Origin of the sequence: Bradyrhizobium sp. STM 3562 (assembly GCF_045571435.1) — a bacterium.
In the GTDB taxonomy this organism is placed as follows: domain Bacteria; phylum Pseudomonadota; class Alphaproteobacteria; order Rhizobiales; family Xanthobacteraceae; genus Bradyrhizobium.
Genome location: NZ_CP120694.1, coordinates 2,448,092 through 2,473,621, shown reverse-complemented (window position 1 = coordinate 2,473,621; position 25,530 = coordinate 2,448,092). Strand labels below are relative to the sequence as shown.

23 protein-coding genes are annotated in these 25,530 nt (G+C 62.3%); 5 read left to right on the top strand and 18 right to left on the bottom strand.

Going from position 1 to position 25,530, the window contains the following annotated elements:
* Window positions 1-458: 458 nt before the first annotated feature.
* The gene (locus tag P6U23_RS11345; RefSeq protein WP_407179819.1) at window positions 459-1,457 is read left to right on the top strand and encodes a serine hydrolase domain-containing protein; all 999 of its coding nucleotides are present in this window, start codon (window positions 459-461) and stop codon (window positions 1,455-1,457) included.
* Between the two features lie 749 nt (window positions 1,458-2,206).
* On the opposite strand, the gene P6U23_RS11340 is transcribed toward P6U23_RS11345, so the two are convergent.
* Genes P6U23_RS11340 through P6U23_RS11330 form a run of 3 tightly spaced genes read right to left on the bottom strand, consistent with a single transcriptional unit; the run spans window position 2,207 to window position 4,061 of the window.
* Window positions 2,207-2,458 (bottom strand): AMP-binding protein, encoded by a 252-nt coding sequence (locus P6U23_RS11340; RefSeq protein WP_407179817.1) that lies wholly within the window; start codon window positions 2,456-2,458, stop codon window positions 2,207-2,209.
* A complete protein-coding gene (locus P6U23_RS11335) occupies window positions 2,455-3,270 on the bottom strand; it encodes an ABC transporter ATP-binding protein (protein ID WP_407179815.1) in 816 nt (271 codons plus the stop codon). Before P6U23_RS11335 ends, P6U23_RS11340 begins: the two co-directional genes overlap by 4 nt.
* Complete coding sequence (locus tag P6U23_RS11330; protein ID WP_407179814.1) at window positions 3,267-4,061, bottom strand: ABC transporter ATP-binding protein; 795 nt, start codon at window positions 4,059-4,061, stop codon at window positions 3,267-3,269. Before P6U23_RS11330 ends, P6U23_RS11335 begins: the two co-directional genes overlap by 4 nt.
* Before the next feature lie 307 nt (window positions 4,062-4,368).
* Here P6U23_RS11330 and P6U23_RS11325 point away from each other — a divergent pair, with 307 nt between their 5' ends.
* From P6U23_RS11325 to P6U23_RS11310, 4 genes are all read left to right on the top strand, one after another.
* Window positions 4,369-5,604: an amino acid ABC transporter substrate-binding protein gene (locus tag P6U23_RS11325; protein WP_407179812.1), complete on the top strand. Its 1,236-nt coding sequence runs from the start codon at window positions 4,369-4,371 to the stop codon at window positions 5,602-5,604.
* Between the two features lie 158 nt (window positions 5,605-5,762).
* Window positions 5,763-7,661, top strand: a complete 1,899-nt coding sequence (locus P6U23_RS11320) for an ABC transporter permease (RefSeq protein WP_407179810.1) — start codon at window positions 5,763-5,765, stop codon at window positions 7,659-7,661.
* A gap of 411 nt (window positions 7,662-8,072) precedes the next feature.
* Entirely contained in the window at window positions 8,073-8,858 is a 786-nt protein-coding gene (locus tag P6U23_RS11315; RefSeq protein WP_407179808.1) for a GNAT family N-acetyltransferase, read from the top strand.
* Between the two features lie 71 nt (window positions 8,859-8,929).
* Window positions 8,930-9,872 (top strand): IS630 family transposase gene (locus tag P6U23_RS11310; protein WP_407179807.1). Its coding sequence is split into 2 segments (ribosomal slippage): window positions 8,930-9,724 and window positions 9,726-9,872, totalling 942 coding nucleotides; the frame shifts between segments, so codons are not numbered across the junction.
* Between the two features lie 514 nt (window positions 9,873-10,386).
* On the opposite strand, the gene P6U23_RS11305 is transcribed toward P6U23_RS11310, so the two are convergent.
* The 15 genes from P6U23_RS11305 to P6U23_RS11235 all read right to left on the bottom strand — a co-directional run bounded on the left by P6U23_RS11305 (window position 10,387) and on the right by P6U23_RS11235 (window position 25,529).
* Window positions 10,387-11,583, bottom strand: coding sequence for an NADH:flavin oxidoreductase/NADH oxidase (locus tag P6U23_RS11305; RefSeq protein ID WP_407179805.1), 1,197 nt, complete (start codon window positions 11,581-11,583; stop codon window positions 10,387-10,389).
* Between the two features lie 33 nt (window positions 11,584-11,616).
* Window positions 11,617-12,648 (bottom strand): LacI family DNA-binding transcriptional regulator, encoded by a 1,032-nt coding sequence (locus P6U23_RS11300; protein WP_407179803.1) that lies wholly within the window; start codon window positions 12,646-12,648, stop codon window positions 11,617-11,619.
* Between the two features lie 117 nt (window positions 12,649-12,765).
* A complete protein-coding gene (locus tag P6U23_RS11295) occupies window positions 12,766-13,653 on the bottom strand; it encodes an MBL fold metallo-hydrolase (protein ID WP_407179801.1) in 888 nt (295 codons plus the stop codon).
* The gene (locus P6U23_RS11290) at window positions 13,650-14,474 is read right to left on the bottom strand and encodes an aspartate/glutamate racemase family protein (RefSeq protein WP_407179800.1); all 825 of its coding nucleotides are present in this window, start codon (window positions 14,472-14,474) and stop codon (window positions 13,650-13,652) included. The genes P6U23_RS11295 and P6U23_RS11290 overlap by 4 nt, the downstream gene beginning before the upstream one ends.
* Window positions 14,471-15,844, bottom strand: coding sequence for an MmgE/PrpD family protein (locus P6U23_RS11285; RefSeq protein ID WP_407179799.1), 1,374 nt, complete (start codon window positions 15,842-15,844; stop codon window positions 14,471-14,473). The genes P6U23_RS11290 and P6U23_RS11285 overlap by 4 nt, the downstream gene beginning before the upstream one ends.
* A 10-nt stretch (window positions 15,845-15,854) precedes the next feature.
* Window positions 15,855-17,024, bottom strand: a complete 1,170-nt coding sequence (locus P6U23_RS11280) for an acyl-CoA dehydrogenase family protein (protein WP_407181413.1) — start codon at window positions 17,022-17,024, stop codon at window positions 15,855-15,857.
* A 44-nt stretch (window positions 17,025-17,068) separates the two neighbouring features.
* A complete protein-coding gene (locus P6U23_RS11275; RefSeq protein WP_407179797.1) occupies window positions 17,069-18,004 on the bottom strand; it encodes a hydroxymethylglutaryl-CoA lyase in 936 nt (311 codons plus the stop codon).
* 13 nt (window positions 18,005-18,017) lie between these two features.
* On the bottom strand, window positions 18,018-18,812 hold the full coding sequence (locus tag P6U23_RS11270) for an enoyl-CoA hydratase/isomerase family protein (RefSeq protein ID WP_407179796.1): 795 nt from the start codon (window positions 18,810-18,812) through the stop codon (window positions 18,018-18,020).
* Window positions 18,802-19,968 carry a CaiB/BaiF CoA transferase family protein gene (locus tag P6U23_RS11265; protein WP_407179795.1) on the bottom strand — a complete coding sequence of 389 codons (1,167 nt, stop codon included), beginning with the start codon at window positions 19,966-19,968 and terminating at the stop codon, window positions 18,802-18,804. The genes P6U23_RS11270 and P6U23_RS11265 overlap by 11 nt, the downstream gene beginning before the upstream one ends.
* A 61-nt stretch (window positions 19,969-20,029) precedes the next feature.
* Complete coding sequence (locus P6U23_RS11260; protein ID WP_407179793.1) at window positions 20,030-20,836, bottom strand: SDR family NAD(P)-dependent oxidoreductase; 807 nt, start codon at window positions 20,834-20,836, stop codon at window positions 20,030-20,032.
* Between the two features lie 8 nt (window positions 20,837-20,844).
* Entirely contained in the window at window positions 20,845-21,654 is an 810-nt protein-coding gene (locus P6U23_RS11255; protein ID WP_407179791.1) for an SDR family NAD(P)-dependent oxidoreductase, read from the bottom strand.
* Entirely contained in the window at window positions 21,651-23,042 is a 1,392-nt protein-coding gene (locus P6U23_RS11250) for an MmgE/PrpD family protein (RefSeq protein WP_407179790.1), read from the bottom strand. The genes P6U23_RS11255 and P6U23_RS11250 overlap by 4 nt, the downstream gene beginning before the upstream one ends.
* Complete coding sequence (locus tag P6U23_RS11245) at window positions 23,042-23,737, bottom strand: ABC transporter ATP-binding protein (RefSeq protein ID WP_407179788.1); 696 nt, start codon at window positions 23,735-23,737, stop codon at window positions 23,042-23,044. The genes P6U23_RS11250 and P6U23_RS11245 overlap by 1 nt, the downstream gene beginning before the upstream one ends.
* Window positions 23,734-24,495 (bottom strand): ABC transporter ATP-binding protein, encoded by a 762-nt coding sequence (locus P6U23_RS11240; protein ID WP_407179787.1) that lies wholly within the window; start codon window positions 24,493-24,495, stop codon window positions 23,734-23,736. The genes P6U23_RS11245 and P6U23_RS11240 overlap by 4 nt, the downstream gene beginning before the upstream one ends.
* A complete protein-coding gene (locus P6U23_RS11235; RefSeq protein WP_407179786.1) occupies window positions 24,492-25,529 on the bottom strand; it encodes a branched-chain amino acid ABC transporter permease in 1,038 nt (345 codons plus the stop codon). The genes P6U23_RS11240 and P6U23_RS11235 overlap by 4 nt, the downstream gene beginning before the upstream one ends.
* Between the last annotated feature and the right edge of the window lies 1 nt (window position 25,530).

The window sequence follows — 25,530 nt, the reverse complement described above, 5'->3', positions numbered from 1 at the left end:
ATCGAGTTTACTTACGAACGAACAAGCGACGACGACTACTTGGGCGAAGATTTCCGCGAAAGCATTGATAATGCCATCGCCGCGTGGCGGCGGTTGAAGCAGGACGCCGGGTTCGATCTCCAAGGAGTTAGGCGCCGAGAGCTGGTTCCGTTTGTGCTCGTTCATCCCACGTAACAGCCAAACATGGAAGTGCCCAAGCACTTTCGTTGCTTAAGAACCTCCAACAAGCTCATTATGCGTTCGTCTTTGGCGCTCCCCTCGCTGCATTGGCCCTCATGCGTTCAATCTTGGAAGCGGTCCTGAGGGACCACTATTCCGCTGACGGGGAGGACCTAAGTCGAGCATGGCTCAGATTGACGGAAAGATACAACATGGCTCAGATTGACGGAAAGATACGTGCTGTCGAAATCGGCTTGCGCGCTGGACCGCGGGCGCCGCGACGGTCTCTTGACCGGCGCATGATCGATTATCACGTCCCAGGAGTCAGTATAGCTGTGGTCGAGAAGGGCACCATCGAATCGGCGAAGGCATATGGCATTATGGATGCGAACGCCGGCACCCCGGTTGACGTTGAGACCCTTTTCCAGGCGGCCTCTATCAGCAAACCGGTGACCGTCGCCGCCGTGCTGCGGCTCGTCGAGGCGGGAAGGCTCGGGCTTGACGACCCGATCAACGAACACCTACGGCGCTGGCGCATTCCCGAAGCCAAGCACATAAACTGCCGTCGCGTGACAGTCCGCGACCTTGCCTGCCACAATGCCGGGCTGACGGTAAAGCATTTCGATGGATATGCGCCGGGTCAGCCGCTGCCCACGATCCTTGAGATCCTCGAGGGCAAGCCCCCCGCGACCAACCCGCCGGTTCGCCACGAAGCACCGCCCGGCACGCACCGCTATTCGAGCGGCGGCACCACGGTTCTGGAACTGCTCCTCACCGAACTGACGGGGCAATCGTTCCCGGCACTCATGGCAGAGTTGGTGCTGGAGCCGGTGGGGATGCGCCGCAGCACCTTCGTGCAACCATTACCAGCGGACCTCGCCGGAAACGCCGCGGCGGCGCACGACGAGCAAGGTGCGCCGGTGCCAGGCCGTTGGCGGGTCTATCCTGCCGCTGCCGCAGGCGGGCTCTGGGCGACGCCCGTGGACCTCGCTCGGTTCGCGATGGCGATCCAGGCGTCCTACAGTGGAGAACGGGGCAGCCTCCTGCGACCAGAAACCGCGCAGGAGATGTTGCGGGTGCAAGCCGGGAACAACGTCGGCCTTGGCTTCGTAATTGATGCCGCCGGGCTCCGCTTTAGCCATAGCGGCATCAATTACGGGTACTACGCCCATCTCGTGGCCTCGGTTGAGGGCAGCCAGGGAGCGGTGGTGATGACCAACCGCGAGGGGTGCAAGGGCCTGATCCGCGAGATCCTCGGATCGATTGCGGCGGTGTACCGCTGGGTGAATTTTCACTGAACAGGTTGCGAGCGGAGTCTCTTCGGTGCGGGCGGCCGCGGAGTACATCGCGGCGCGCATTCCGGGGGCTCGGCTGTACGGCCTCGAGGGCAAGGGGGCGCAACCTAGAGCGGTATCCGAGCTGAAGGAATCGGGAAGGGGGATTCCGCTGTTCGGCGAATTGTGATTCAAGCTGCATGCTTGGAATGGGGGCCAGCATGCATGCCAGGAGCATATTCAAGGGATCTGCGCGAGCGGGTTGCGGTTAAGGCTCGACTTCTTGTGATCCTGCGAGCTTATTTTTCTTTAGCCCATCGCCTTGGGCCCGTGAACTTGAACGCCCCGGCTAGGCCGTTTTTGGCGAAAAGGTTGATCGCGCTCACCGGCGCTGCGAAGTCGAACTTCGAGACTGCCGTCACGTCGCGGCTGCGAGCGGCACTCGACAGCGACTCGCAACCGTGTCCGCGCCGCCGCGACCGCTGAACTTGCTAAGGGCAAGTAGATAGGCGTCTGGCGAGCAGTCGCGGCCTTTTCGAGTCTTTCCTAGTCTTCCTTGAATAGCACTCTCGTATTTAGCTTTCGCCCGGCACTGCTCACAAAGCCATGTCTCGTACTCCTCGGACTCCTCCTCTGCGGTCTCATCCGCTCGAATGATGCGGGCCGGCAAGCCGGGCTGTCGGAAAGCTCGGCAAGCACTTCATCGAAGCCGATCCCGACCAGTAAGAAGTTCGGCGTGCACGCTTCGAGCAGGCCCGCGATTTCCCGTGCTTTCAGTCGGAAATTGATTGGAACGAAGATCGCCCCGATTTGGCGGCGGCAAACAAAACCTCAAAGAACCGATCGCAATTGTGGAGTAACACCGCTATCCGATCGCCTCGGTGGCAGCCCGCCTTCACGAAACCATTGGTCAGGCGGCAGGTGCGCTCGTTCAGAACGGCATATGACGTTCTTCGCGCTCCGAACGTCACGGCTCTTCTGGAGGGAAATCGCGCGGCGTTGATGGACAACTGATATCCGATCATAACACCTGTTCGATTTCCACCAGCTCCGGATTGCCGCCGAGAAACAATCTCCCGACTCTCCGATCCTGCAGCAGATCTTTGCCCTTCCCAGCGAGCACGAGCCTGCCTGCCGTGAGCACATAGGCAATATCTGCAAACTCCAGAGCCTTGCGAGCATTCTGTTCGACGATGAGAAGCGTTTTCCCAAGATCGTGTTGCAGATGCGCGAATAACTCGAAGATTTCTTCGACGGATATTGGTGAAAGACCAATCGATGGCTCATCCAACAACAAGATTTCGGGGTCCATCATCATCACACGCGCGATTTCAAGGAGGCGTCGCTCGCCGCCGGACAGAAGGGAAGCCACGTGCCGTCGTCGTTTGCCTAAAATCGGATACTGGTCCATTACCGCCTCAGCTGCTTTCGCCGCCTGCGTCGATCTCTGCATTAGAAATCCACCGAGCCGCAGATTCTGCTCCACGGTCATGTCGGGAAATACCGAGCTTTCCTGAGGTACATAGGCTATTCTCGACCGCTGCAGTTTGGCTGAGGGGCGCATCCAAGTGATATCGTGGCCGTTGGCGATGACCTGCCCAGCGCGGATATCTGCCAAGCCATAGATCGAGCGCAAAATAGTAGATTTTCCTGAGCCGTTCGGTCCGATGATACAAAGCGACTGCCCCCTTGCAAGGCGGAGGTCGATCCCGTGCAGGACTTCCATGTTGCCATAGCCGGAGACCAAGCCGTCGATTGAGAGAGCCGGAGTTCCCGGCGCGAGGCCTATCAACCCTTCGCGCGAAATCGAGTGGGGAAGCTCCGGGGGCGTCATCATTTTGCGCCTAGATAAGCTTGGATCACCTCCGGTCGTCGTCGAACATGCTCGGGCGGACCTTGTGCCAGAATGCGCCCTTCTGCCAAGCAATAAACATAATCCGCCAGCCGCATGACGACGTGCATGTTGTGTTCGATTAGCAAAAGGGTTGTCTTCATCGCGCGGTTTACGTCCCTAAGCCGCTCGATGACGCTCTCAATTAGAGCGGGATTGATCCCTGCAGTCGGCTCGTCAAGCAACAGCATTTTTGCTCCGCTCATCAAAGCCATCGACAGCTCCAGAAGCTTTTGCTGACCGAAAGACATCGTCCCGGCGACTTGCAGTGTTTTATCCGATAAACCCATAAAATCGAGCAATCGGAGCGCCTCTTTCCGGATCTCCGGCGATCCCGTGCGAAAAGGATCGAGTCGGCCTTCGCCTGCCCAACGCCTACTCACCTGCATATTTTCGATACATGTCATGCGCTGGAACACCCGCGGCCGCTGAAATGTGCGCACCAGCCCGAGGCGAGCGGTTTCCGGTTCCGCCATACCGGTGATCGCGTGCCCATCGAAATGCACGCTGCCGCGATCGATCTTGTGGTGCCCGACAATTGAGTTGAACAAGGTCGTTTTTCCGGAACCGTTCGGCCCGATCAACCCGGCGATGGCTCCCTCTTCGACTAAAATTGTAACGTTGTGATTTGCCGCGACGCCCCCGAACGCCTTGGATACATCTGCGACATGCAGAATGGGATCCCGGGATCTCGGGCTTTTCATGCTCACCCCTGCAACTCCGACCAGAGCGGACATGCAATAAACCTTAAGGCTACGGCCCGGGGACTTGCACCCCGAGCCGCTCACAGATCTGGACTTGACACTCTCGCGTCATCCGGCTCGTGCCACCACTAGAAGGCTACCGCCTTCCGTCGAGAGATGGGGCTCCTCCCGCCGCCACATGGCTTCAGTTGGCCCGCTCCGACTGCGGTGACCCACCCCCTTCGCTCCGCGGGCATTACACCCGCTTCATCACTACTACGGGGTAGTCCGCCAGTCTCGTTTATCCTGGTGGGTCTCACATGTATAGTCATAGCCGGCTAGTCAAACCAAGGAACCCGAAATGCAAGCGACGGTTCATCTGGTGCTCAAAAACAAGTTGCGGCATGTCGAGGCGATCAGCCTGGCCATTCTCCTTGTGGGGGCTCTGCCCTGGTCACCTTTGGCACGGGCGGAGGATACTATTACATTCGGAGCGGCGCTCTCGTTGACCGGCAAAACCGCGACTGAAGGCGTGCAGGTCAAGGACGGCTACGACTTCTATGTCGACCACATTAATCAGATGGGCGGGATCAACGTGGGCGGTAAAAAATACAAGGTCGCAATAAAGTATTACGACGACGAGAGCAGCGCCGCCACCAGCGCGAAGCTCTACCAGAAGCTCATCGCGGAAGACGGCATCAAGCTCCTGCTCGGCCCTTATTCCAGCGGTATTACGATGGCAGCTAGCGCGGTGACGGAGAAATATAAGGTCCCGATGGTGCTAGCGCATGGCGCAGCTTTGGCGCTATATGATCGCGGCTTCAAGTACATTTTTGGGACATTGACGCCCGTCGATCAATACACCGTAAACTACATCAAAATGGCAGCCGACGCGCAACCACGCGGGCAGCGCGTCGCTCTTGTGCAGGAAAACGATCTGTTTCCAAAACAAGCGATCGAGGGCGCTGCGCAGCAGGCAAAAGCCACGAAGCTGGACATCGTCTATACGGGAACGTACCCCACGGGAACGAAAGATTTCTCCTCGATGGTCGAGGCGATCAAGGCATCAAATCCCGACGTGCTGATCGCCGCGGGCTACACCGGCGACATGCTTACTCTGACGCGTCAGATCGCTGAGCAAGGACTTAAGGTGAAGATGTTCGGCGTCATGCTCGGGCCGACTCTTCCAGGCTACATCGATTCGCTTGGCAAATTGGCCGAAGGGCAGCTTGAGCCTATTCAGTGGAGTCCGAACTTGCCGTACAAGGATCAGATATTTGGCTGGACAGCGACGGAATTTGCCGACATCTACAAAAAAGAGAAGGGTCACATTCCCGATTATCACCCGCCGCAATCGATGGCAGCCCTTGAGGTGTATCAGAACGCCATCGAGAGGACGGGCTCACTAGATCCGGAGAAGCTCCGCGATGCGATCGCGCAAACCGATATGATGACCCTCTATGGACCGATCAAATTCAATGCCAAAGGCGCGAACACCGCCAAGGGCATGCTTGTCGTCCAGGTGCAGAAGGGCAAGCCGGTCGTCGTCTATCCGCCGGATGGCGCGGAAGGCAAATTCATTTATCCCATGCCCTGATCAGGCTGGCACAACACGCGGTTCGCCAAGTCCGGTTGCTGGCGGATTGGACGCAACGGAGCATTCGCGGCGCCGGCGGCGGTACAAATTCCGCCCCTGGACTTTGGTGCCTTGCCGCCTCCATTACGCCCACGCTTTTGAAAAGCCGGGAGACTGATTTGTCTTTTGCGCTGCAGATTGTGGCGAACGGCATTCTGCTCGGTTTCCTGTATTCGTTAATGGCGATCGCATTTTCGCTGATCTGGGGCGTCACCAACATCATCAACCTCGCGCACGGCGCCATGATCATTATGGGCGCGTACACTACCTGGAGCCTTTCGAGAGCGGGTGTGGATCCGTTTCTCGCGCTCCCGGTTTGTGCGATTCTCCTCTTCCTCTTCGGCTTTGTTGTGCAGCGATTTCTGCTTGAGCGATTTTCACGCACGTCGCTGATGATGACGCTCATTCTGACATTCGGGCTCAACATGGTGCTCATCAACCTCTTTCTCGCCGGTTTCAGCGCCGATTTTCGGTCCATTCAAACGCCCTTCCGTGCGTCGACGCTGCAACTCGGCGAGATCCGCCTGCCGTATATGCGTCTTATCGCCTGCGCGTTTGCCCTGCTGCTCACGGCCGCGCTTTACTTATTCATGAACCGAGCGCGGATCGGCTTAGCTATTCGCGCCATTGCACAAAATCCGCCTGCCGCGGTGACGCTCGGAATGGATCCGCGCAGGCTGCAAGCTGTCGCTTTTGGCATCGGGGCGGGGCTAGCGGGTATCGCCGGCGGTTTGATGGGAATGATCTACGCCTTCGCGCCCAACACTGGGGACAGTCTGACAATCAAATCCTTTGTTGTCGTCGTCTTGGGAGGGCTGGGCAGCATCCATGGGGTGATCGCCGGCGGCATGCTCCTTGGGATTTCCGAAAACGTCGTCTCCGCGTGGGCGCCGGGATATCGAGATGCAGTGAGCTTTGCGCTGTTGCTTTTGGTGCTCTTATTGCGCCCGGCCGGCATATTGGGCGTGGTGAGTGCTGTTCAAATGCCCGCTCCGATCGCTCCCACCAACATAGTTCAGAGAAGCCGTATGACCTCTCGGGTCATTGCAGTCGTGCTGGTCCTTCTAGTGTTCCTGATGCTCGTGGCACCGCTGTACTTGAACGGCTATTGGTTGCGGGTTGCATCTGTGATTTTCATGTATGCTGTGCTCGCTCAGGGCATGAACCTGATGGCTGGCTATACGGGATACCCCGCGTTCGGCAACGTCGTTTTCTTCGGCCTTTCTAGCTATTGCACTGCGTTGCTTCTGCTGCAGATTTCCGATCTGCCCCTATGGGTGGCGATACTCGCCGGCACGGCTCTATCGCCGCTAGTCGCGTTGCTTGTCGGGCCTGCCCTCCTCAGGCTGAAGGGCCATTACTTCGCCATCGCCACCCTCGGGCTGAACGAGATGGTGCGCGAGATCGTCAGCAACTTGACGATCACGGGGGGCGGAAGCGGACTCTCATTGCCTTTGACGCCGTGGACAGCAGCGGCGAACGCAATCATCTTCTATTATCTGTTCCTCGGCGCGATGTTGCTGAGCATTCTGGTTGTCTGGCAATTTAGCCGAAGCAACATCGGCCTCGCCTGCCGGGCCATTCGGGACGATGAGGGGAAGGCGGAGGCAATTGGCCTCCATACGACTCGCGACAAGACCACCGCCTGGATGCTGAGCGCCGCCCTAACCGGCTTGGTCGGCGCAATCAATGCCTACTGGACGACGTTCATCAACCCGGGGTCGGCATTCGACCTTGGGGTCGCGGTGGAAGCATATGTGGCCTTCTTGGGCGGCGGCGCCGGGACAGTGTTGGGGCCGGTCTTCGGGGCGTCGCTCGTCGAGCTCTTGTCCACTCTCTCCTGGACTTACCTTTTGAAATGGCATTTGGCAGTGATGGGTCTTCTCATCATGGCTGTGGTTCTCGTCGCGCCGAACGGCATATGGTCTGCGATTAGCAGGTCGCGTCCGATGATGCAGGCGGCCTGCCGCCGTTACAATGTCCTCTGCTTTCGGGGATCGGCGAATGCGCTTCAATGACCGATATGGGGCTCAAAGCGGTTGGCCCTTACCCGACCGGCAGCTTTCGAGCCGTGCAAATGCGAAAGCGGACGTTCACCAAGGCGGCGGCCGAAGTTCTGAGTGAGCGTGGGTGCAGCTCACTAATGAATGGGACGCGCGCGTGAAGGTCGAGGGTGTCATGACTTGCTCGCAGCCGGGCAGATGCGGTCAGTTCCCCACGATTAGGGTAGTGCCGCCGGCCGCTGAATGTTGCGCAAATGAGGCGGGCAATGCTTGCCCGATTAGTCGAGGCGGTGTTACCGCTCGACCCGTGAGACGCTCGACGCGCTTTCCGGACTGCTCCGACATTAGGACCCCCGAGGTGCTAGCGTAGGGCTGATATCAGGACCCGACCCCTTCAGTGACGCTCTTTTGCAGGGGAGAACTCGCTTGAACCCGCTTACAAGGATTGCTGCCAAATGGATGCCGCGGTTGCCGCCGAAGATGCGGGAACGGTTTCAGATGATTCTCTCGCTCATCCCGGTCGGGATCGGGGGAGCGGTTCGCGAGTACCGGCGTGCATTAGGCCATTTCGTCTTGCGTCTGATCTTTCGGCCGTTGGGGGATTACAGCCGTGTCGTCATCTACCGTAAGGACCTGACCCTGCCTCTCACCTCGATCCTGGCGCGCGTCCCAATTGAGGTGACACAAGCCATCGAGGCCGATGTCCCGGAGTTGTTGGCCGTGCGCCCGGGCTATTCGGAAGCCATGCTGAAAGAGCGTTTCGCGGCGGGCGCGCGGTGTTTCTTGGCAAGGATTGGCCCCCGGGTGGTCGCGTGCAATTGGTACACCACGGACGCTCTCGAGGACGATCCGTTCGACTTTTCACCGGACCCTGGGGAAATATACTGCTTCGACGCATTCACAGCGGAAGAATTTCGCGGGCATGGCATCCATGGTGAACTGCTCTATCGTATGCTCCTCGACGCCCAGATGTCGGGCTGCACGGTGGCATACACCTGGGTGGAAATCAGCAACATTAATTCCTGGAAGACGCACTTCCGTTCAGGCTGGGAGGAGTTCGTGCTGCACTCAACAGTTCGATGGAACGGCGGCGCAACCATGGAGAGGTTGGCACCGCGTCCGCGGACTTCGCCAGACAGGCAGCTAGGCCCGCTGCGACGGAGGCGCGGAGGTCGGAACGCGACGACGGCCGCTAGAGCATGTTGTTTTTGACTGGAAGCGGGATTCCCAGAGGGGTGGATTTCTGATTCAAACTCCGTGCTGGAAGACGGAGGCCAGCATGGATGACGCGACCGTACTCGGAAGACATCCGCGAACGGGCCTTGGCACGGGCTGACGCGGGCGAGACAGTTCGTTCGATCGCAGAGGCGCTACAGATCAGTCCCTCCTGTGTGACGAAGTGGAAGAACCTGAGGCGGGACACTGGAAGCCTGGCGCCCGGCAAGATCGGCGGCCACAAGAAGCGGGTTCGGTCGGACGCCAATGCCGACTGGCTGCGCAAGCGCATTCGCTCGGGGCCATTCACCTTACGCAAGTTGACGCAGGAACTGGCCGCACGCGGGATCAAGACAGACGTGCGGGCGGTGTGGACTTTTGTCCACACCGAAGGGTTAAGCTTCAAAAAAACAATTCATCCCACGGAGCAAAACCGTCCCGACGTCGCCCGTAAACGGACCCGCTGGAAGGCGCATCAAGGCAGGATCGATGCTTCTCGCCTGGTCTTTATCGACGAGACTTGGATCAAGACCAACATGGCGCCGCTGCGCGGCTGGGGACCCCGTGGGCAGCGCCTACAAGCATATGCACCTTTCGGTCATTGGAAGACCATGACCTTTATCGCGGCGCTACGTCACGACCGCATCAGCGCGCCCTGGGTCATTGACTGTCCCGTCAATGGCGAGCTGTTCACGCTCTATATCGAAAAGGTGCTGGCGCCCACCCTGACAAGGGGCGAAGTCGTCATCCTCGACAATCTCGGTAGTCACAAGGGCAAGTCGGCCCGCGACGCCATCCGCGCCAAGGGAGCGCATCTGCTCTTCCTGCCGTCCTACAGTCCAGACCTCAATCCGATCGAGCAAGTCTTACGGCAAACTCAAACACTTGGTCCGAGCTGCCGAGCCTCGTGACGTCGAGGCAACCTGGCGAAAGGTCGGCGAACTCCTCGATCTCTTCTCTGCCGAAGAGTGCGCCAACTATCTCAAAAACTCAGGTTATGTTTCCGTATAAAAACAGCATGCTCTAATGCCAATCCTGGACGAGATGCTGGACCGCTTCGTCACGGTCACCCGACGAAACGCGCCATGATCGCGCTCCACGGACGACGGGTGCCATTCGCAGCTAAAGCTCATCGTCTCTTTTGGCAGGCCTCAAAGGTTACGTGCCAACCCGCTCAGAAACGCTGGGTTCGATCGAGCAGTCATGTTGCTGTGATTCGGCGAAGAACCACTTCAGAAAGCTTGCTCACGTTGGCTGCCGCAAGATTTTTCTAGATCTACCGGTGCACACATCGTGCACACGACGTCCTCTAACGGGCTGAAACACTTGAGCTCTCGCTCCAATCCATCATGAGGAAGTTTGAGCTAGGTCCAGCTAGCGGTAGCCACTCGGGTCAAACATCCGCGCATACAAATCTACGACCCCCACGTAGCCCAGGCGGCGGAGAGAGAGTCGGTCAGTTCTTATCGAACGATCAGGGAATATCATTCGCACGCGGCTTGCACCTCCGTGCGTGCGGTGAAGTTCACTGCCGGCGCGTGACCACGCCCGTCGGCGTGGCAAATCCTTCCAGAGTCCTGATCCGCTTCTCCAGCCACCAGCCGAACTCGGGAGACCAGTCCTCGAAGCGCGCATTGATGCCGAGATCATGTGCCCAATGGTGGGCGATGTTTGGATTGAACTGAGACTGCCGGCCAACGGCGATCAGATCCGCCTGGCCTTTCGCCAGGATTTCCTCGGCCTGCTGAGCCTCGAGAATGATCCCGACCGCCATGGTGGGAATGTCGGCTTCCCTTCGGACCCGCTCGGCAAACGGAACCTGGAATCCGAGGCTGCGCGGCACCTGGGCCGCGGTGGCAGCTCCGGAGATACCGCCAGAGGAGCAATCGATCACGTCGACACCGCGCTGCTTCAGTTCGCGCGCGAAGACGACGGTGTCGTCCATGTTCCAGCCCTCGACCGTTCCGTCGACGGACGAGACGCGGACGAACAGAGGCATCGTATCCGGCATCTCGCGGCGCACGGCCTCGACGATCTCCAGCGGGAGGCGCATCCGCCCGGCCCGGTCGCCGCCATATTCGTCAGTGCGCGTGTTGGAGACCGGCGACAGGAACGAGGCCAGCAGATAACCGTGCGCGGTGTGGATTTCGATGGTGTCGAACCCGGCGGCAACTGCCCGCCTTGCCGCAGCCGCCCACGTGCCGACCATTCTCTTGCACTCGTCTGTGGTCAGCGCGCGCGGCGTGAGCCAGCCCTTGGCGACCGGCTCGGCCGTCGGCCCGACAGGCTGCCAGCTCTTGGCACCGGCTTTCAGATTCTCCTCGGTCAAGGGTCCCATGCCCTGCATGGCGGTCTGAATAGAGGCCTTGCGACCGGCGTGACCGATCTGGATGCCGATCGCCGTGCCCTGACGCTTCATGAACGCAATCAACGTTTTGAAGCTTTCCGCCTGTCTATCGTTCCAGATGCCAAGGTCGTTCTCGTTGTTCAAGCCGGCTTCTTCGACCGCCGTCACCTCGACAAAGACGAGGCCGAAGCCGCCCAGCGCGTAGCGGCCGAGATGGACCACGTGAAACGTGCCGCAGGTATTGCCGGGCTCGGCGCGGTAGTGGACCATCGGAGGCACCACGAGGCGATTCTTCAGCGTCAGTCCCCGGATCGAAAACGGCTGGAACAGCAACGGCCGAGCCGCACCGCCGCCGTTGGTCACTCCGTCACTCATTCCAATGCCTCCCTGCAAGCTACACGTCTTGTCTTATGTGTTGCGTTTCGGTGGTCCCACCGATGCACGCGAGATGAATTCATTCGGCACGAGAACGCTGCGCGCTTCATGCGAGTTGCCATTCCGGATCCGGTCGAGCAGCATGCCGGCGGCAATCCGGCCGACCTCCGCCTGATCCCACCCGATCACGGCAATCGGCGGCGTGAACAACTCCGCCAATTCGGAATGGCCCGACGCGATCACCGAGACGTCTTCCGGTATCCTCAGGTTGCGCCCCCGTATGGCACGCAGCACGCCCGACAACATGTCGAGACCGCCCGAAATGATTGCCGTCGGCGGATTGCGCTGGCCAAGCATCGCCGAGGTGTAACGGAAACCCGCGCCGGGCAGAAAGCTTCCGACATGAAGCAGCGACGGATCTGGCTCCAGGCCGCGCGCAGCGTAGGCCTCCTGGTAGCCGCGGACGCGTTCGCGCGCCGGGTAAAGGCCGCGCTCGCCGGTGATGAGGGCGATGCGACGGTGCCCGAGGTCCAGCAAGTGGCCGACCGCAAGGCGCATGCCTTCGGCGTGATCGGCCAGCACGGCATCCGCCCAGGTCGTCTGATCGCGATCGATCAATACGATGGGAATATCGAGGTCGCGAAGGAAAGCCTCGAAATCACCGGAGATCGGCGTGTACGGCCCCATCATCACGCCGTCGGCCTGCCGCCGCGACAGGCGGCTGAGCAACTCGCGCTCGCGCTCTGTGCGGCCTTCCGAATTGGAGATGACGAGCGAGAAGCCCACTTCGTCGAGCACGTCATGGGCCGCTTTGACGAACCCCGCGAGTTGCGGGATGTTGATCTCGCGCAGGATGCAGCCGATCGTATGGGTCGATCCCATCCGCATGCTGCGAGCCACCGCGTTCGGCGAATAGCCGAGATCGTCGATCGCCTTCTGGACCTTGCGACGAATTTCCGGGCGAACGGTGACGTTGCCGTTGAGTACGCGCGACACCGTGCCGGTGGAAACCCCCGCAGCGGTTGCCACGTCGTGGATCGTCAGCTTGCTTCCGCGACTTGTCATCCGCCGTCCGCCATTGATCGCCTGTCGTCTATCATCGTTGGTCGATTCTAGCGTATGATACACGGAATTGAATCCCGGTTGGTGATCCGAAGGTCCAGGCTGTGACGGGCGCGCGGTTCAGACCTCAAAGGCCCATTGTTCTGCAACCAAACCGTACTTTCCTGCCTCGCGTCGCATGTGGCCGAAGCCCGGAAAATGCAGGTGCATGCCGCCGACCAGCATGTCGTCGGTCACCACCATGTCGAATATCATCTGCCGCGCAGCCGCGGCGGCGTCGGGGTCGGTGTCGAACTCCATCGTCACTTCGGGACGCGCCACCTGGATTTCGGGCACATGGACCGTGTCGCCCCAGATCACCATGGAGCTGCCGCCCGACGAAACGACATAGGCGGTGTGGCCGGGCGTATGGCCGGGGATCGGAATTGCACTCACGCCCGGCAGCACTTCGCCCTTCTTGAAGGTACGGACGCGGTCAGCCGCCATATAGGGTTTGATCTGGGTACGTCCGGCTTCGAAATATCGGCGGCGGGGACGCTCGGCCGCCTTGGCCATCGCCTCGTCGTTGAACCAGTGATTGATCTCGTTTTCATGAACGATGACTTCGGCATTCCGGAACAGCCGCTGTCCGGTCGCAACATCGGTCAGGCCGTTGGAATGATCGGGATGAACGTGGGTCAGCAGCACGCCGTCCACCGAGTCCGGGTCGATGCCGGCGGAGGCAAGATTGGCCGGCAGCCGACCGCAGGTCGGCCCCATCAGGTCGGCAGAGCCGCAGTCGACGAGATAGGTGCGGCCGCCGACGCGCAAGGCAAAGGCGTTGACCGAAATGCGCGGCGGCGACGTGCGATGATCGCGCGCCAGGATCGCCTTGGTCTCGTCCTCCGGAATATTTCGAAAGATCGTATACCCCATGTCGACGTAGCCGTCGCTGAGACCGGTGACCAGCACGTCGCCGAGTCTGCGATGATAGACACCTGGAACCTGGGTCCGGGACAGGTTGCTCATCGGGCTTCCTCTCGAAAAAATCTTCCAACGAGTGCGGGATCGTCGCGCCGGTGATGCCAGCTGCGACCGACGCGAAGACCGGTCTTCGACCAGAGCCTGATCTGCATGAGCGCGTAGGCCCAGGTGACGGCGAAGACGTCCATCACGGGCGCGCCGGCAATCTCGCGGACACCGTGGCGGACAAGGAGCTCGGCCAACACGCCCTCGGCCGGGATGATCACATCGGCGCCGCGCGCCACCAGGCGCTCGGCGACGGCAGTGAAATTGGCGATGACCGGGGCCGGATCCGCGTAGGCGCGCGCGAGCGCCGGCTCGTCCAGCGCCGGCTCCATCGCCGCGACCTCGAGCACGCGGGCGGCGAGCTTGTGCTTGTCCACCGCGACCTTCGTCATCCACTGCACCGCCGGTGCATTGGAGACCAGCGCCACGTAACTGCCGAGCGAGCAACCGAGCAGCAATCCGCTTTCCGTGAGCGAGGCGACCGGGATATCGACGGCGGAGCGGATCTCGCGCAAGAACGGTTCGCTGAACGAACCGATGACAAAGGCGTCGTAGCCCTGCTTCTCGGCCGCGATCGCGTAGTCGATGACCCGATCGAGGATCCGGTGATAGGCAAAGGCATTGCCAAGCACCGCGGTTGCCGAGGCACCGCCATACGAGCCGGCCGGAAGCCCATGGACGACGACCTTTGCGTCGTCCTCAAGGATCTCCGCCGCATGGGCCTCCAGCGCCCGCTTGTAGACATCGAGGTGATCGAGCTCGTTGACCGACTGATGCCAGATACGCGGCGCCGCTGCCTTGTTCGCCGTCGCGTCCGTCATGCGGCGACCCGATCGGCAGTCAGGCGCAGCGAGCGGATCGAGTCGAGCTCCTCCAGATTCCAGAGCTGGTCGAATAGATCAGCGGCCCGCCCACGCTCGAAAACGCGCGTCGCGCAATCCATGAACTTTTCCTTCAGTTCCTCGCGCGATAGCGGCCGCTGCCAGCTGCCTTTGGCGTGCACCACGGGATCATGCTCCAACACCGTGCCGGAGGCGAGCACGACGCTGACCTGATCGGACGGCGCAAAGGGCTGATCCCCGGCCATGATCTCATCCGTGGTCGTGCAGCGGACTTTTGCGAAAGTTGCACCGACCTCCGGCCGCGACACGAACGCGTCCGTCAATTCGGCGAGGCTGACCCGTCCGGCAACCAGCGCCGAAGCCATGGCGAATTCCATGCTGAATTTGGCCTCAAGGCCGGTCTGCGGATTGGTGTTGCGAAGCATCAGCTTCTGCGTGGTGCCGGTGTGGACGCGAATTTCCCGCACGTCTTGCGGCTTCAGCTTGTGCCGGTTCACCAGATCCAGCATCGCATCGATCGACCGATGGGTCGCATAGCAGGTCGGATACCGCTTCACGGAGACCCCGAGCTCCGCCAGACGCCAGTTCTTGCCGATATCGATCGTGCCGTTCTCGATATTGGGGACGCCGGACGGCGAATGGGCGCGAAGAAAGCCGGTCCGATGTTCCAGCACGTCGAGTGACCCGGTGAACCCCTGGTCGGCCAACCGCGCCGCGAGCACGCCCGACTGCGCGGTACGGCCGGCATGCAGCGACTTGGTCATGGTGCCGAAATTGGCGACGAGGCCGGCCGCGAGCGAAGCCGCGATGGCAATGGCATGCGCCGTCTTCTCGGGATCGAGTTTGCGCAGCCGCGCGCAGGCCGCGGCCGTGGCGAGCGTGCCCATGATCGCGGTCGGATGAAAGCCGCGTTCGTGCAGATGACCAGGCTCCAGCGCGATGACCTGCGCCCATAGCTCGTAGCCTGCGACATAGGCCGCAAGCGCCTCGCTTCCGGTCGCGCCCAGCGACCAGCCCTCCGCCAGGATCGCTGACACCAGGACCGCGCTCGGATGACCGGCGATCGCCACGTCGTCATAGTCAAGCACATGCGCCGCGACGCCGTTGACGAGCGCGGCGTCGGATGCCGCGAGGTTCCGACCCACCGGAATTTCGGGCGCCCCGTCGTTCTGCGTCGAGGTGGCAAGCATTGACGACACCATGCGAACCGGTTGCTCCCCCGCGCCGGCCATCATGACGCCGAGGCAATCGAGGATGCCGGTCCGCGCGGCCTCCCGGCATCTCTCGGGCAAATCGGAAGACGAAAGGCCCGCGACAAAGTTGGCGGTCTGACGAGTGATACCAGGCATAGTCGTCTCCTCAATAGGAACGGGGAAGACCGAGCACGTGCTGCGCGACATAGGCCAGCACCATGTTGGTCGAGATCGGGGCGGTCTGATACAGGCGCACCTCGCGCCACTTGCGCTCGACGTCGTATTCCTGCGCAAACGCGAACCCGCCGTGAGTCTGGAACGTCGTGTCAGCTGCTTTCCATGTGGCTTCGGAGGCGAGCAGCTTGGCGATATTGGCGTCCGCGCCGCAAGGCTGTCCGGCCTGGAATAGCGCAGCGGCACGCCGACACATCATGTCGGCAGCCTCGAGTTCGGCGTAGGCGCGCGCCAGCGGGAACTGGATGCCCTGGTTCTGGCCAATGGACCGGCCGAAGACACGCCGTTCATTGGCATAGGCGACACCCTTGTTCAGAAGCCAGCGTCCGTCGCCGACGCATTCGGAGGCTACCAGGATACGTTCGGCGTTCATGCCATCGAGGATGTAGCGAAATCCCTTGCCTTCCTCGCCGATGAGGTTGGCGGCCGGTACCTTCAAGTTCTCGATGAACACCTCGGTCGTGTTGTGGTTGACCATCGCCTTGATGGGACGGATCTCGACGCCGTTGCCCTTGGCCTCGCGCAGGTCCACCAGAAAAACCGACAGTCCTTCGGTGCGGCTCCTCATCTGCTCGATCGGCGTGGTGCGCGCCAGCAGGAGCATTAGATCGGAGTGCAGCGCACGCGACGTCCAGACCTTCTGGCCGTTGACGACATAGACGTCACCTTGCCGCTCGGCGCGCGTCTTGAGCTGGGTGGTATCCGAGCCCGTGTTGGGCTCCGTCACGCCGAAGGCCTGGAGCCGCAGCCGCCCTGCCGCGATCTCCGGCAGATAGGTCCGCTTCTGCTGCTCGCTGCCATGACGAAGCAACGTCCCCATGATGTACATTTGCGCATGCGCCGGACTGGCACTGCAGCCATTGGCGTTGATCTCCTCGAGGATCACCGCTGCCGCGCGCAGCGGCAGGCCCGAGCCGCCATATTCCTCCGGAATGAGCGCGCCGAGGAAGCCCGCCTCGGTCAGCGCGGCGACGAATTCGGTGGGATAGCCGCTCCGGTCATCGAGCGCCCGCCAATATTCGCCGGGAAAGCGCTTGCAGATCTGCCGCACCGAGTTGCGCAGATCGGAAAAATCCTCACCCAGGGCAACGGTGACGTCCATGTCAGCCGCCTGAGCTGCATCGTGATAGTTCATGTCATATCCTTTCAAGCGGCAACACTGGCCGAGACGCGGTACGTTTTGGGCAATCCGGCGCGCGCGATCGCGCCGGAGAACCGCTCACCCGGCAGCCAAGTTTCGACCTCCCGTCGCAAGGCAACGAGCTTTTCGACATCGGCTCCGGTATCGAAGCCGAGCCGTTCGAGCAGGAACACGGTGTCTTCGGTGTCGATATTTCCGGTCGCGCCCGGCGCAAACGGACATCCGCCAAGCCCGGCGAGCGAGGCGTCAAACGCACGCACGCCGGCTTCCAGCGCGGCGGTTACGTTGGCGAGGCCGAGACCACGCGTGTCATGGAAGTGGCATGCGACCGGCAACGGACGGACGGCAGCGATCACGGCGGCGATCAGCCTGCGGACCTGGCCGGGATCGCCATAGCCGACGGTGTCGGCGACGATGATCTCGTCGGCTCCCATCCCGGCGAGCCGTTCGGCGATCTCGATCACGCGCGCTTCCGATACCGCCCCGGAGATGGTGCAGCCGAACGCGGTCGCGATTCCCGCACCAAGCCCGATCCGCCCGCCCGGACGCTGGTCGCGTGCCGCCGCGATACGCCCGAAATCAATCAACGACTCTTCGGTACTGCGGCGAACATTGGCCTGATTGTGCTCCTCGCTCGCCGACAGCACGTAGTTCACCATCGGCACGCCGAGTGCGAACGCCCGCTCCGCGCCCTTCAGGTTCGGGACAAGGACCGACGGCCGCAAGCCGGTCATCTCCAGCGCGCCGCGCGCGACATCCTCCGCATCGGCAAATTGCGGAATGACCTTGGCCGGCACGAACGACGTGACTTCGATCTCGCGAATGCCGGCGTCCACCGCGCCGCGGCACCACGCGAGCTTGCGCGCAGTCGGGAGGATGCTCTTGACCATCTGGATGCCGTCTCTTGGTCCGACTTCGCGGACATGGGCTTTCTCGCGCATGTTGCGGTCTCCTCTATTTGCCCTGGAACTTCGGCTTGCGGCGCTCGTTGAAGGCGAGCACGCCCTCGCGTCGGTCCGCCGTCGGAACCAACCGGTTGTAGGCCTCGATCTCGAAGGCAAGACCGTCGGCGAGCGACATCTGCAGACCGCGATGGATGGCTTGCTTGGCCTGGCGCACCGAGATCGGGCCATTGGCGGCAATGCGATGGCCGATCGCGAAGGTCGCCTCCAGCAATTCTCCCGGGGGCAGCACCCGATTGACCAATCCCCATCGCTCGGCCTCGGCGGCGGAAAATGGCATCCCGGAGAGGATCAGTTCCTTGGCGCGACGCTCACCGACCGCGCGGGCCAGGTTCTGAGTGCCGCCGCCGCCCGGCATGATGCCGAGCGTCACTTCGGTCAGCGCAAAGCGGGCATTGGTCGAAGCATAGACGAAGTCGAGCGCCGCCGCGATCTCACAGCCGCCGCCGTAAGCCGCACCGTTGATGGCCCCGATCACCGGAATCGGGCAGCCCAGCAACGCGCGCAGCATGCGCTCGAACACGAGATGCTGTGCCTGCCACGCATCGTCGGTCATGCCGTTGCGCTGCTTCAGGTCGCCGCCGGCGCAAAACGCCTTGTCGCCGTGCCCGGTGAGGATCACGGCCCGCAGCCCCTCGATGTCAGTCGAGAAGCCCTCGAAAAGCTCGACCAGATCGAGGCCCATCTGGGTGTTCATGGCGTTGGACGCCTCCGGCCGGTACAGCGTGACCAGCAGGATGTTGCCGTCGCGGCGTTCGACTTTGATCGTCTGGAAATCACTTTGCATGGCTCGTTCCCTTGCCGGCGGGTATTCTGTGGAGGGCGTTGTGCTGCCCTAGCGTTGGTGCCGTGGTCCGTGCGCGCGGACGCGCGCCGTCGAAGGCGAGCGGGATGCCGACGAGTTCGATATCGTCGTCCGAGCAGCGCACCATCATGTCGAGCGCCCGGGTTTGCGGATGCCGGGCAACCTGATCCGTGGTCAGGAGCGGGGCGTTCGGAACGCCGGCCGCATCCAGAATCCTTCCGAGTGCATCGGCCGAATAGCGGCGCACGGTCGACTGGATCTGCGGGATCAGCCGCTCGCGATTGACGACCCGCGCCGCATTGGTTGCGAAGTCGGGATCGGACGCGAGCGTCTCGAGGTTCAACGCTCCGCACAGCTTGCGGAACAGATTGTCGTTGCCGGCGGCGATCATCAGCCAACCGTCGGAAGCCTCGAACGCCTGATAGGGTGCGATTTCCGCCGTGCCCGAGCCGTAGGGCTTGCGGACTTCGCCTGATGCCGCATAGCCGGCCAGAGGCGTCGTCATCCATGCGAGACCCGTCTCATAGAGAGACGTCGCGACGCTGCATCCCTGGCCGCCTTTGTTGCGCGCGACCAAGGCCGCCAGCATTCCGATCACCGCCCACATGCCGGAGCCCATGTCGACGAGGGAAACGCCGACCCGCACGGGCGGACGATCGCCTTCACCGGTTACGCTCATGATGCCCGTGCTCGCCTGCGCGAGCGGGTCGTATCCCGGCTTGCTGGCGAGCGGCCCCGTGGCGCCAAAGGCGCCAATGTCGCACCAGATCAGCGAGGCCTTCTCCGCGCGCAGCGCGTCAGCCGTCAGACCGAACTTCTCCAATATCCCGGGCCGCAGATTCTGGATGACCGCATCGGCCTCGTTCAAGATCAGCGATCTCAGTCTTTCGCAGTCCTCAGGATCGCCGAAGTCGATTGCGATGCCTTCCTTCCCGCGATTGAGACTGTGGAACACGCTCGCCGTACCATTCCAGAACGGCGGTCCCCAGCCGCGCGCATAGTCGCCGCTCCTAGGGTTTTCAACCTTGATCACACGTGCCCCGAGATCGGCAAGAATGAGACCTGCATAGGGTGCGGCGACACTGTGACCCAGCTCGATCACCGTAATTCCTGCGAGGGGTTTGTCGACGTCGGCCATCAGGTCCTCCGGGCTGACGACACCGCCGCAGCCGTGCCGGTCATCATCATCAAAACAATGTTCATCTTGCGAGAAATCCTCCGTCGACCGGCAGTGTAACGCCGGTAATCATGCTTGCGGCTGGGCTGGACAGGAACAGAATCGCGGCAGCGACCTCCTCAGGCTCGGCCAACCGATGCATGGGTGTCGCCTCGATGACATGAGCCGCCTTGACGGGATCGGCCATCATGCCGGCGATGAAATTCGTTCTGACGAAGGTCGGCGCCACCGCATTGACGCGGATACCGTCGCCGACCCATTCGAGGGCAAGCGCGCGCGTCATGTTGACGACGCCGCCCTTGGTCGTTTGATAGGCCACGTTGGGATAAAGTCCCCCCGACAATCCCATGATCGATGCCGTATTGACGATGGCTCCGGAGCGTCCGCGCATCGTGCGCGCCGCGACCCTCGCGCACAGGAACATGCCCGTCAGGTTCACGGCGAGAACACGATTCCAGCTGTCGACGGACAGCGTGTCGGCCGCTTCGCGTACGGCGAGACCGGCATTGTTCACCAGGATATCGACGGGCCCGAGAGCGCCGACCACGCGCGAGAACGCCGCTTCGACGGCCGCCTCTTCGGAGACATCGGCTGTTACGGCCATCGCCGTGCCATCGGCATCACCGATCTGCGCCCGGACCGCTTCGGCCTTTGCCGCATCGTGGTCGAGCACGGCGACCGACGCGCCAGCCGCCGCAAGAAGCAAGCCGGCAGCCCGCCCGATCCCATCGCCGCCGCCGGTCACGACCGCGCACTTTCTCCGGACCAGGAATTGCTCCAGCGCCTTCGGCGTGTTGGCTTCGACCATTGCGTTCATCGCCTCACGCATTTTCCGGTTCAGGACTTGTCCATCGCATTGTCGGCGACCAGCACTGCGCCATTGACGAAGCTCGCACGCTCGGACAACGCGAAGACGATCAGGTTGGCGAGCTCTTCCGGCGTACCCCAGCGCGTGTTGCGCATCGAATTGTTCTCCGACCAGCGCTTCCGTTCGGCGTCCGCCTCCTCCGGACTCAAATTGCGCTTGGCGAGCTCGCGCTCCCATTTCGCAAATCGCTCCGGCGTGGTGACGAAGCCGGGAACGACACAGTTGACACGGATGTTGTGCGGTCCGAATTCGTTGGCGAGGATCTTCGAAAAACGGATCTCCGCCGATTTTGCCGGCCCCGTGCACGACGACAGGAACGGCGGCATCGTCACCATAATCCCGGTCTCGCCTGCGACGTTGACGATGCTGCCGCCATTCTGCTCGACCATGATCGGAATGATGCGCTGGCAGATCCGGAACTGGGCAAAGAAATTGATCGCCATGCCATGCTGCAATTCCTCGTCGGTCACATCCAGGAACGGCTTGTAGGTGCCGGTGCCGGCATTGTTGACGAGGATATCGATACGGCCGAGACGGTCGCGCGCGACCTGCGGCAGTCGCTCGATCTGCTTCAGGTCGGTTACGTCGAGGGAGAAGGTCTCGACCTTGACCCCGGTCGTCTTCTCGACGTCCTCACGGCATTCGGCAAGCGCATCTTCGCGCCGCGAACAGGCCAGCACCTTGACCCCCTCCTCCGCCAGCAGACGCACGGTCTCAAGACCGATGCCCTTGCTTCCGCCGGTGACGATGGCCGTCTTGCCTTCAAGTCCGAGCTTCATTTGCTACTCTCTTTGATTGATCCGGTCAGCCGGTCGAGCAAGCCGCGGATCGGCATCGATCCGCCATTGCGGGCGGACGCAAGGACGTCCGCGGCAAGGCTTCTTGCCTCGGCTGCCGGTAGTCCCGCGCCGGACAGCCGGCTCTCGAACACATCGGCGGCCCGCCTCTCGTCCTGGAACACGAGACCCTGCGGCGCCTCGCACGAGCTGCGGCGATGGCGCGCGCCATCCTGCATCTCGATCTCCACGGTCGCATCGAGATGCGTGCCGGTATCGTCGGGCTCTATCGTCGTCTTCGCAACGAGCGCCATGATCTCGGAGTCCTGGCGGTGCTCGGCGCCCATGTCGTAGTCCAGCCGCCCGTAGCGGAGCATGGCGGCGACCGCGAAGGCGGTACTGGCCTGGGTCTGCACAGTCCTCGTGAAAGGCCCCTTGAACGACGTGCCGGGATATTCGGTATAGGGGCGCCAGATCGTGACCGTGATCCGCTTCACCAGAGACAGATCGATGCCATCGCGGTGCACCGCGTAAGCCGCCAGTACGGCGGACATGTTGTCGCCAAGGGTGGCAAAAGGCTTTGCCATGATGCCTGTCATGGTCGCAGGATCGGGAGCCTCGAGCCATTGCTCCGGCGCATGCTCGAGGCCGGCAAGCGAACGCAACAGGCCCTTCGGGCCTTCCAGCGCGTCGGGCGCGCCCTGTACGCCGCGTGCTGCGAGTTCGGCCGCGACGAGGCCGCCATGGGCGGCGCGACCGTTCTGGACGCGCCATTCGTCCGAGCCGCAACGCACCGGCTCCAGCGTTCCACCGGTGGTGCAGGCCGCGATCGCGACGGCGTTCGTGGCCTTCGCAGCATCGAGCCCGAGCAGGACGGCGCCCGCCGCCGCGGCGCCAATGGTGCCGAAGGTCGGACTGGTGCGCACGCCCCGGCCGATCAGACCGCGGGCAACGGTTTCGCCGGCGCCGAGCCATTTAAGCGCGGCATAGCCGGCGGTGAGCGCCTTCAGCACGGTACCGAGCGGCGCATCCCGCGTCTCGCCCAACGACACCGCAACCGGCGAAATCAGGGATCCCGGATGGGTCCAGGAATCGTGGTCGGTATCGTCCTGGAAATGCGCGTGGACTGCGACGCCATTGGCGAGCACCGCTTCCGACAGCACCGCATGCTTGCCGACGGCCCAGATACGCGCGGTCCGCGCGCCCTGCGGAATCTCGGTCGCCATCGACCGCGCAGCGACGGCCGTCGGCTCGCTCCGTGCGGCCATCGCAAGTCCCAAGGAATCGAGCAGGCAGATCGCGGCCTTGGTCGCTACATCGGGGGCAAGTTGGGCGGTCGCCGCCGTCGCAGCAAATGCGCCCAGTCGGGCGGTGGCGTTCATGGCCGTCATCAGAGATACTCCTCTGCCAGTGCCACGTCGCGAATTTCGGACGCGGTGCCGCTGCGCCTGATTTCGCCGCTGCGCAAGACATAGCCGCGCGTCGCCAAGCTCAGCGCCGGCCGGGCCATCTGCTCGGTTACGAGAATGGTCGTGCCGCGCTTCTGCATGTGTCGGATCGCCTCGCTGATCTGCGCGATCCAGACCGGTGCAAGCCCCAGGAAAGGCTCGTCGAGCAGCAAGAGCTTGGGAAACGAACTCATCGCGCGCGCCAGAGCGACGATCTGCTGCTGACCGCCGGACAATTGCCCGGCCGGCTGGTCGGCACGCTCCTGCAAGATCGGAAACAGGCCGCAGAGCCAGCTCCACGCTTCGCGCTGGGCCGCGCCGCCGCGCCCGCAGGCACCGCTCAGAACATTGTCGGCAACCGACATGGTCGCAAAGACGCGGCGGCCTTCGGGCGAGTAGCCCATTCCGGCGCGAGCACGCCCATCGCACGACATGGCGCTGATGTCCGCGCCCGCGAAGCGCACGCTGCCGCGCGACGCTGGTACCAGCCCGATCACGGCATTGATGAGGCTCGACTTGCCGGCGCCGTTGGCGCCGACCAGCAGCACCGTCTCGCCTTCGGCGACCTCGATCGAGACGCCGCGGACAGCGGTAATGCCGCCGTAGCGCACTTCCAGATCTTGCACCGCCAGCATCATGCCGCTTCCTCGTCCGCCGCGCCGAGATAGGCATCAATCACGTCTTTCCGCGCCAGCACGTCGGCGGGAGCTCCTTCGGCGAGAACACGGCCGGAATCGAGCACCATGATCTTCGGGCAGAGGCGGCGCACGAGATCCATGTCGTGCTCGACAATCAGCACGCCGCAGCCGAGCTCCGTTCTCACGTGTCGAACGAAGGCATCGACCCGCAGGCGCTCCCGTCGCTCGAGACCGGCCGCCGGCTCGTCCAGCAACAGCACCTTGGGATGGACGGCGCAGGCGAGAATGAGTCCCAGCATCTTCTGCAGGCCGTAAGGCAGCTTGTCGCTCTGCTCCTCGAGCTGCGGGCCGAGCTCGAATTCGTCGATCAGCGGCGCGATCGTCTTCCAGACCCGCTCGCCGCCGCCGCTGAAACATACCGCGCGGGAGATGTTTTCGCGGACCGTCGCCGTGCGGAAGGTATTCGTCTGCTGAAAGCTGCGGACAATTCCCATGCGACTGACCGCATGAAGGGGCTTGCCCGTCATGTCCTTGCCGTCCAGCCGGACATTTCCGGCCGTCGGCGGGAGCATCCCGCAAATGACGTTGATCAGCGTGGTCTTGCCCGCGCCGTTCGGCCCGATGACGCCAAGCACTTCACCAGGCGCGATGGCAAAGTTGATGTCGTTGAACACATGCAGTCCGCCAAAGCGCTTGGAGATCGAAGCGACGTCCAGCCGCGCGCCGCCGCGAGCGAGGTTCACGGATTGGACTGTCATTGCAGCGGCTCCATCGCATTCGGCACGCTCCGCGTCGGAGAGGACTTCGGAGCGTAGGACGACGGCGCCGCTGAACCCAAGCGGACGCCGAGGCGATAGATCGTCCCGACGATGCCGTCGCGCGCCACCAGCACCACCAGGACGATCAGGAAGCCGAACAGGAACTGGGAGTACTCCCCGCGCAAGGCGAAGACGTCCCCCGCCCAGATCAACAACGCGCCGCCGACGATCGGACCAAGCATGCTGCTCTTTCCGCCGATGATCGCATAGGCGATGTAGTTCACCGACGAGAGCGCGCTGAACGACGTTGGATGCGCGGTCAGCAGCATGTTGACCAGCGCGAAGCCCGCCAAGCCCGATACGCCGGCCGCGATGGCGAAGCCAAACGCCTTGTAGTGCCAGACGACGAGCCCGAGGCTCTGGGCAAGCAGTTCGTTCTCCTCGATGGCCGCGAAATGCTGGCGCAGACCGCGGGTAACCGATGCGGTGACGACCGCGCCGGCCAGCGCCAGACCGATGGTCACCAGCAGCACCGCTCGGTTGTCGGCGAGCTCGATGCCAAAGAACGTCACGGCCGGCATGCCGACGAGGCCGTTGGCGCCCCCGGTCCATCCCGGCGTTTCGAACAGAACCAGTTGCATGATCTCGGTAATGACGAACGTGACGAGAACGAAGTAGACCCCGGTCAGCCGCAGCACCAATGCGCCGAGCGGCAACGCAAACAGTGCCGGCACGACGAAGCTTGCAATGCCGAGCAGCAGCACGTCGGTCACCCCATGGCGAAGCCCCAGGATTGCCACCGTGTAGCCGCCGATCGCCATGAAGGTCGGCACTGCGAACGTCATCAGGTTCATGCGCAGCATGATGTAGACGCTGAAAGCCGCCGTGACCGCGATCAGCATCTGATTGGCCAGCGAATAGACCATCGAATTTTGGGTGAGCCATGGAACCACGAACACGGAGGCGATGACGAGCACGCCCGCCGTCTCGGCGGCACCTCCGCCACGTGCCATGGATCGCGCGAGCTGGATCATG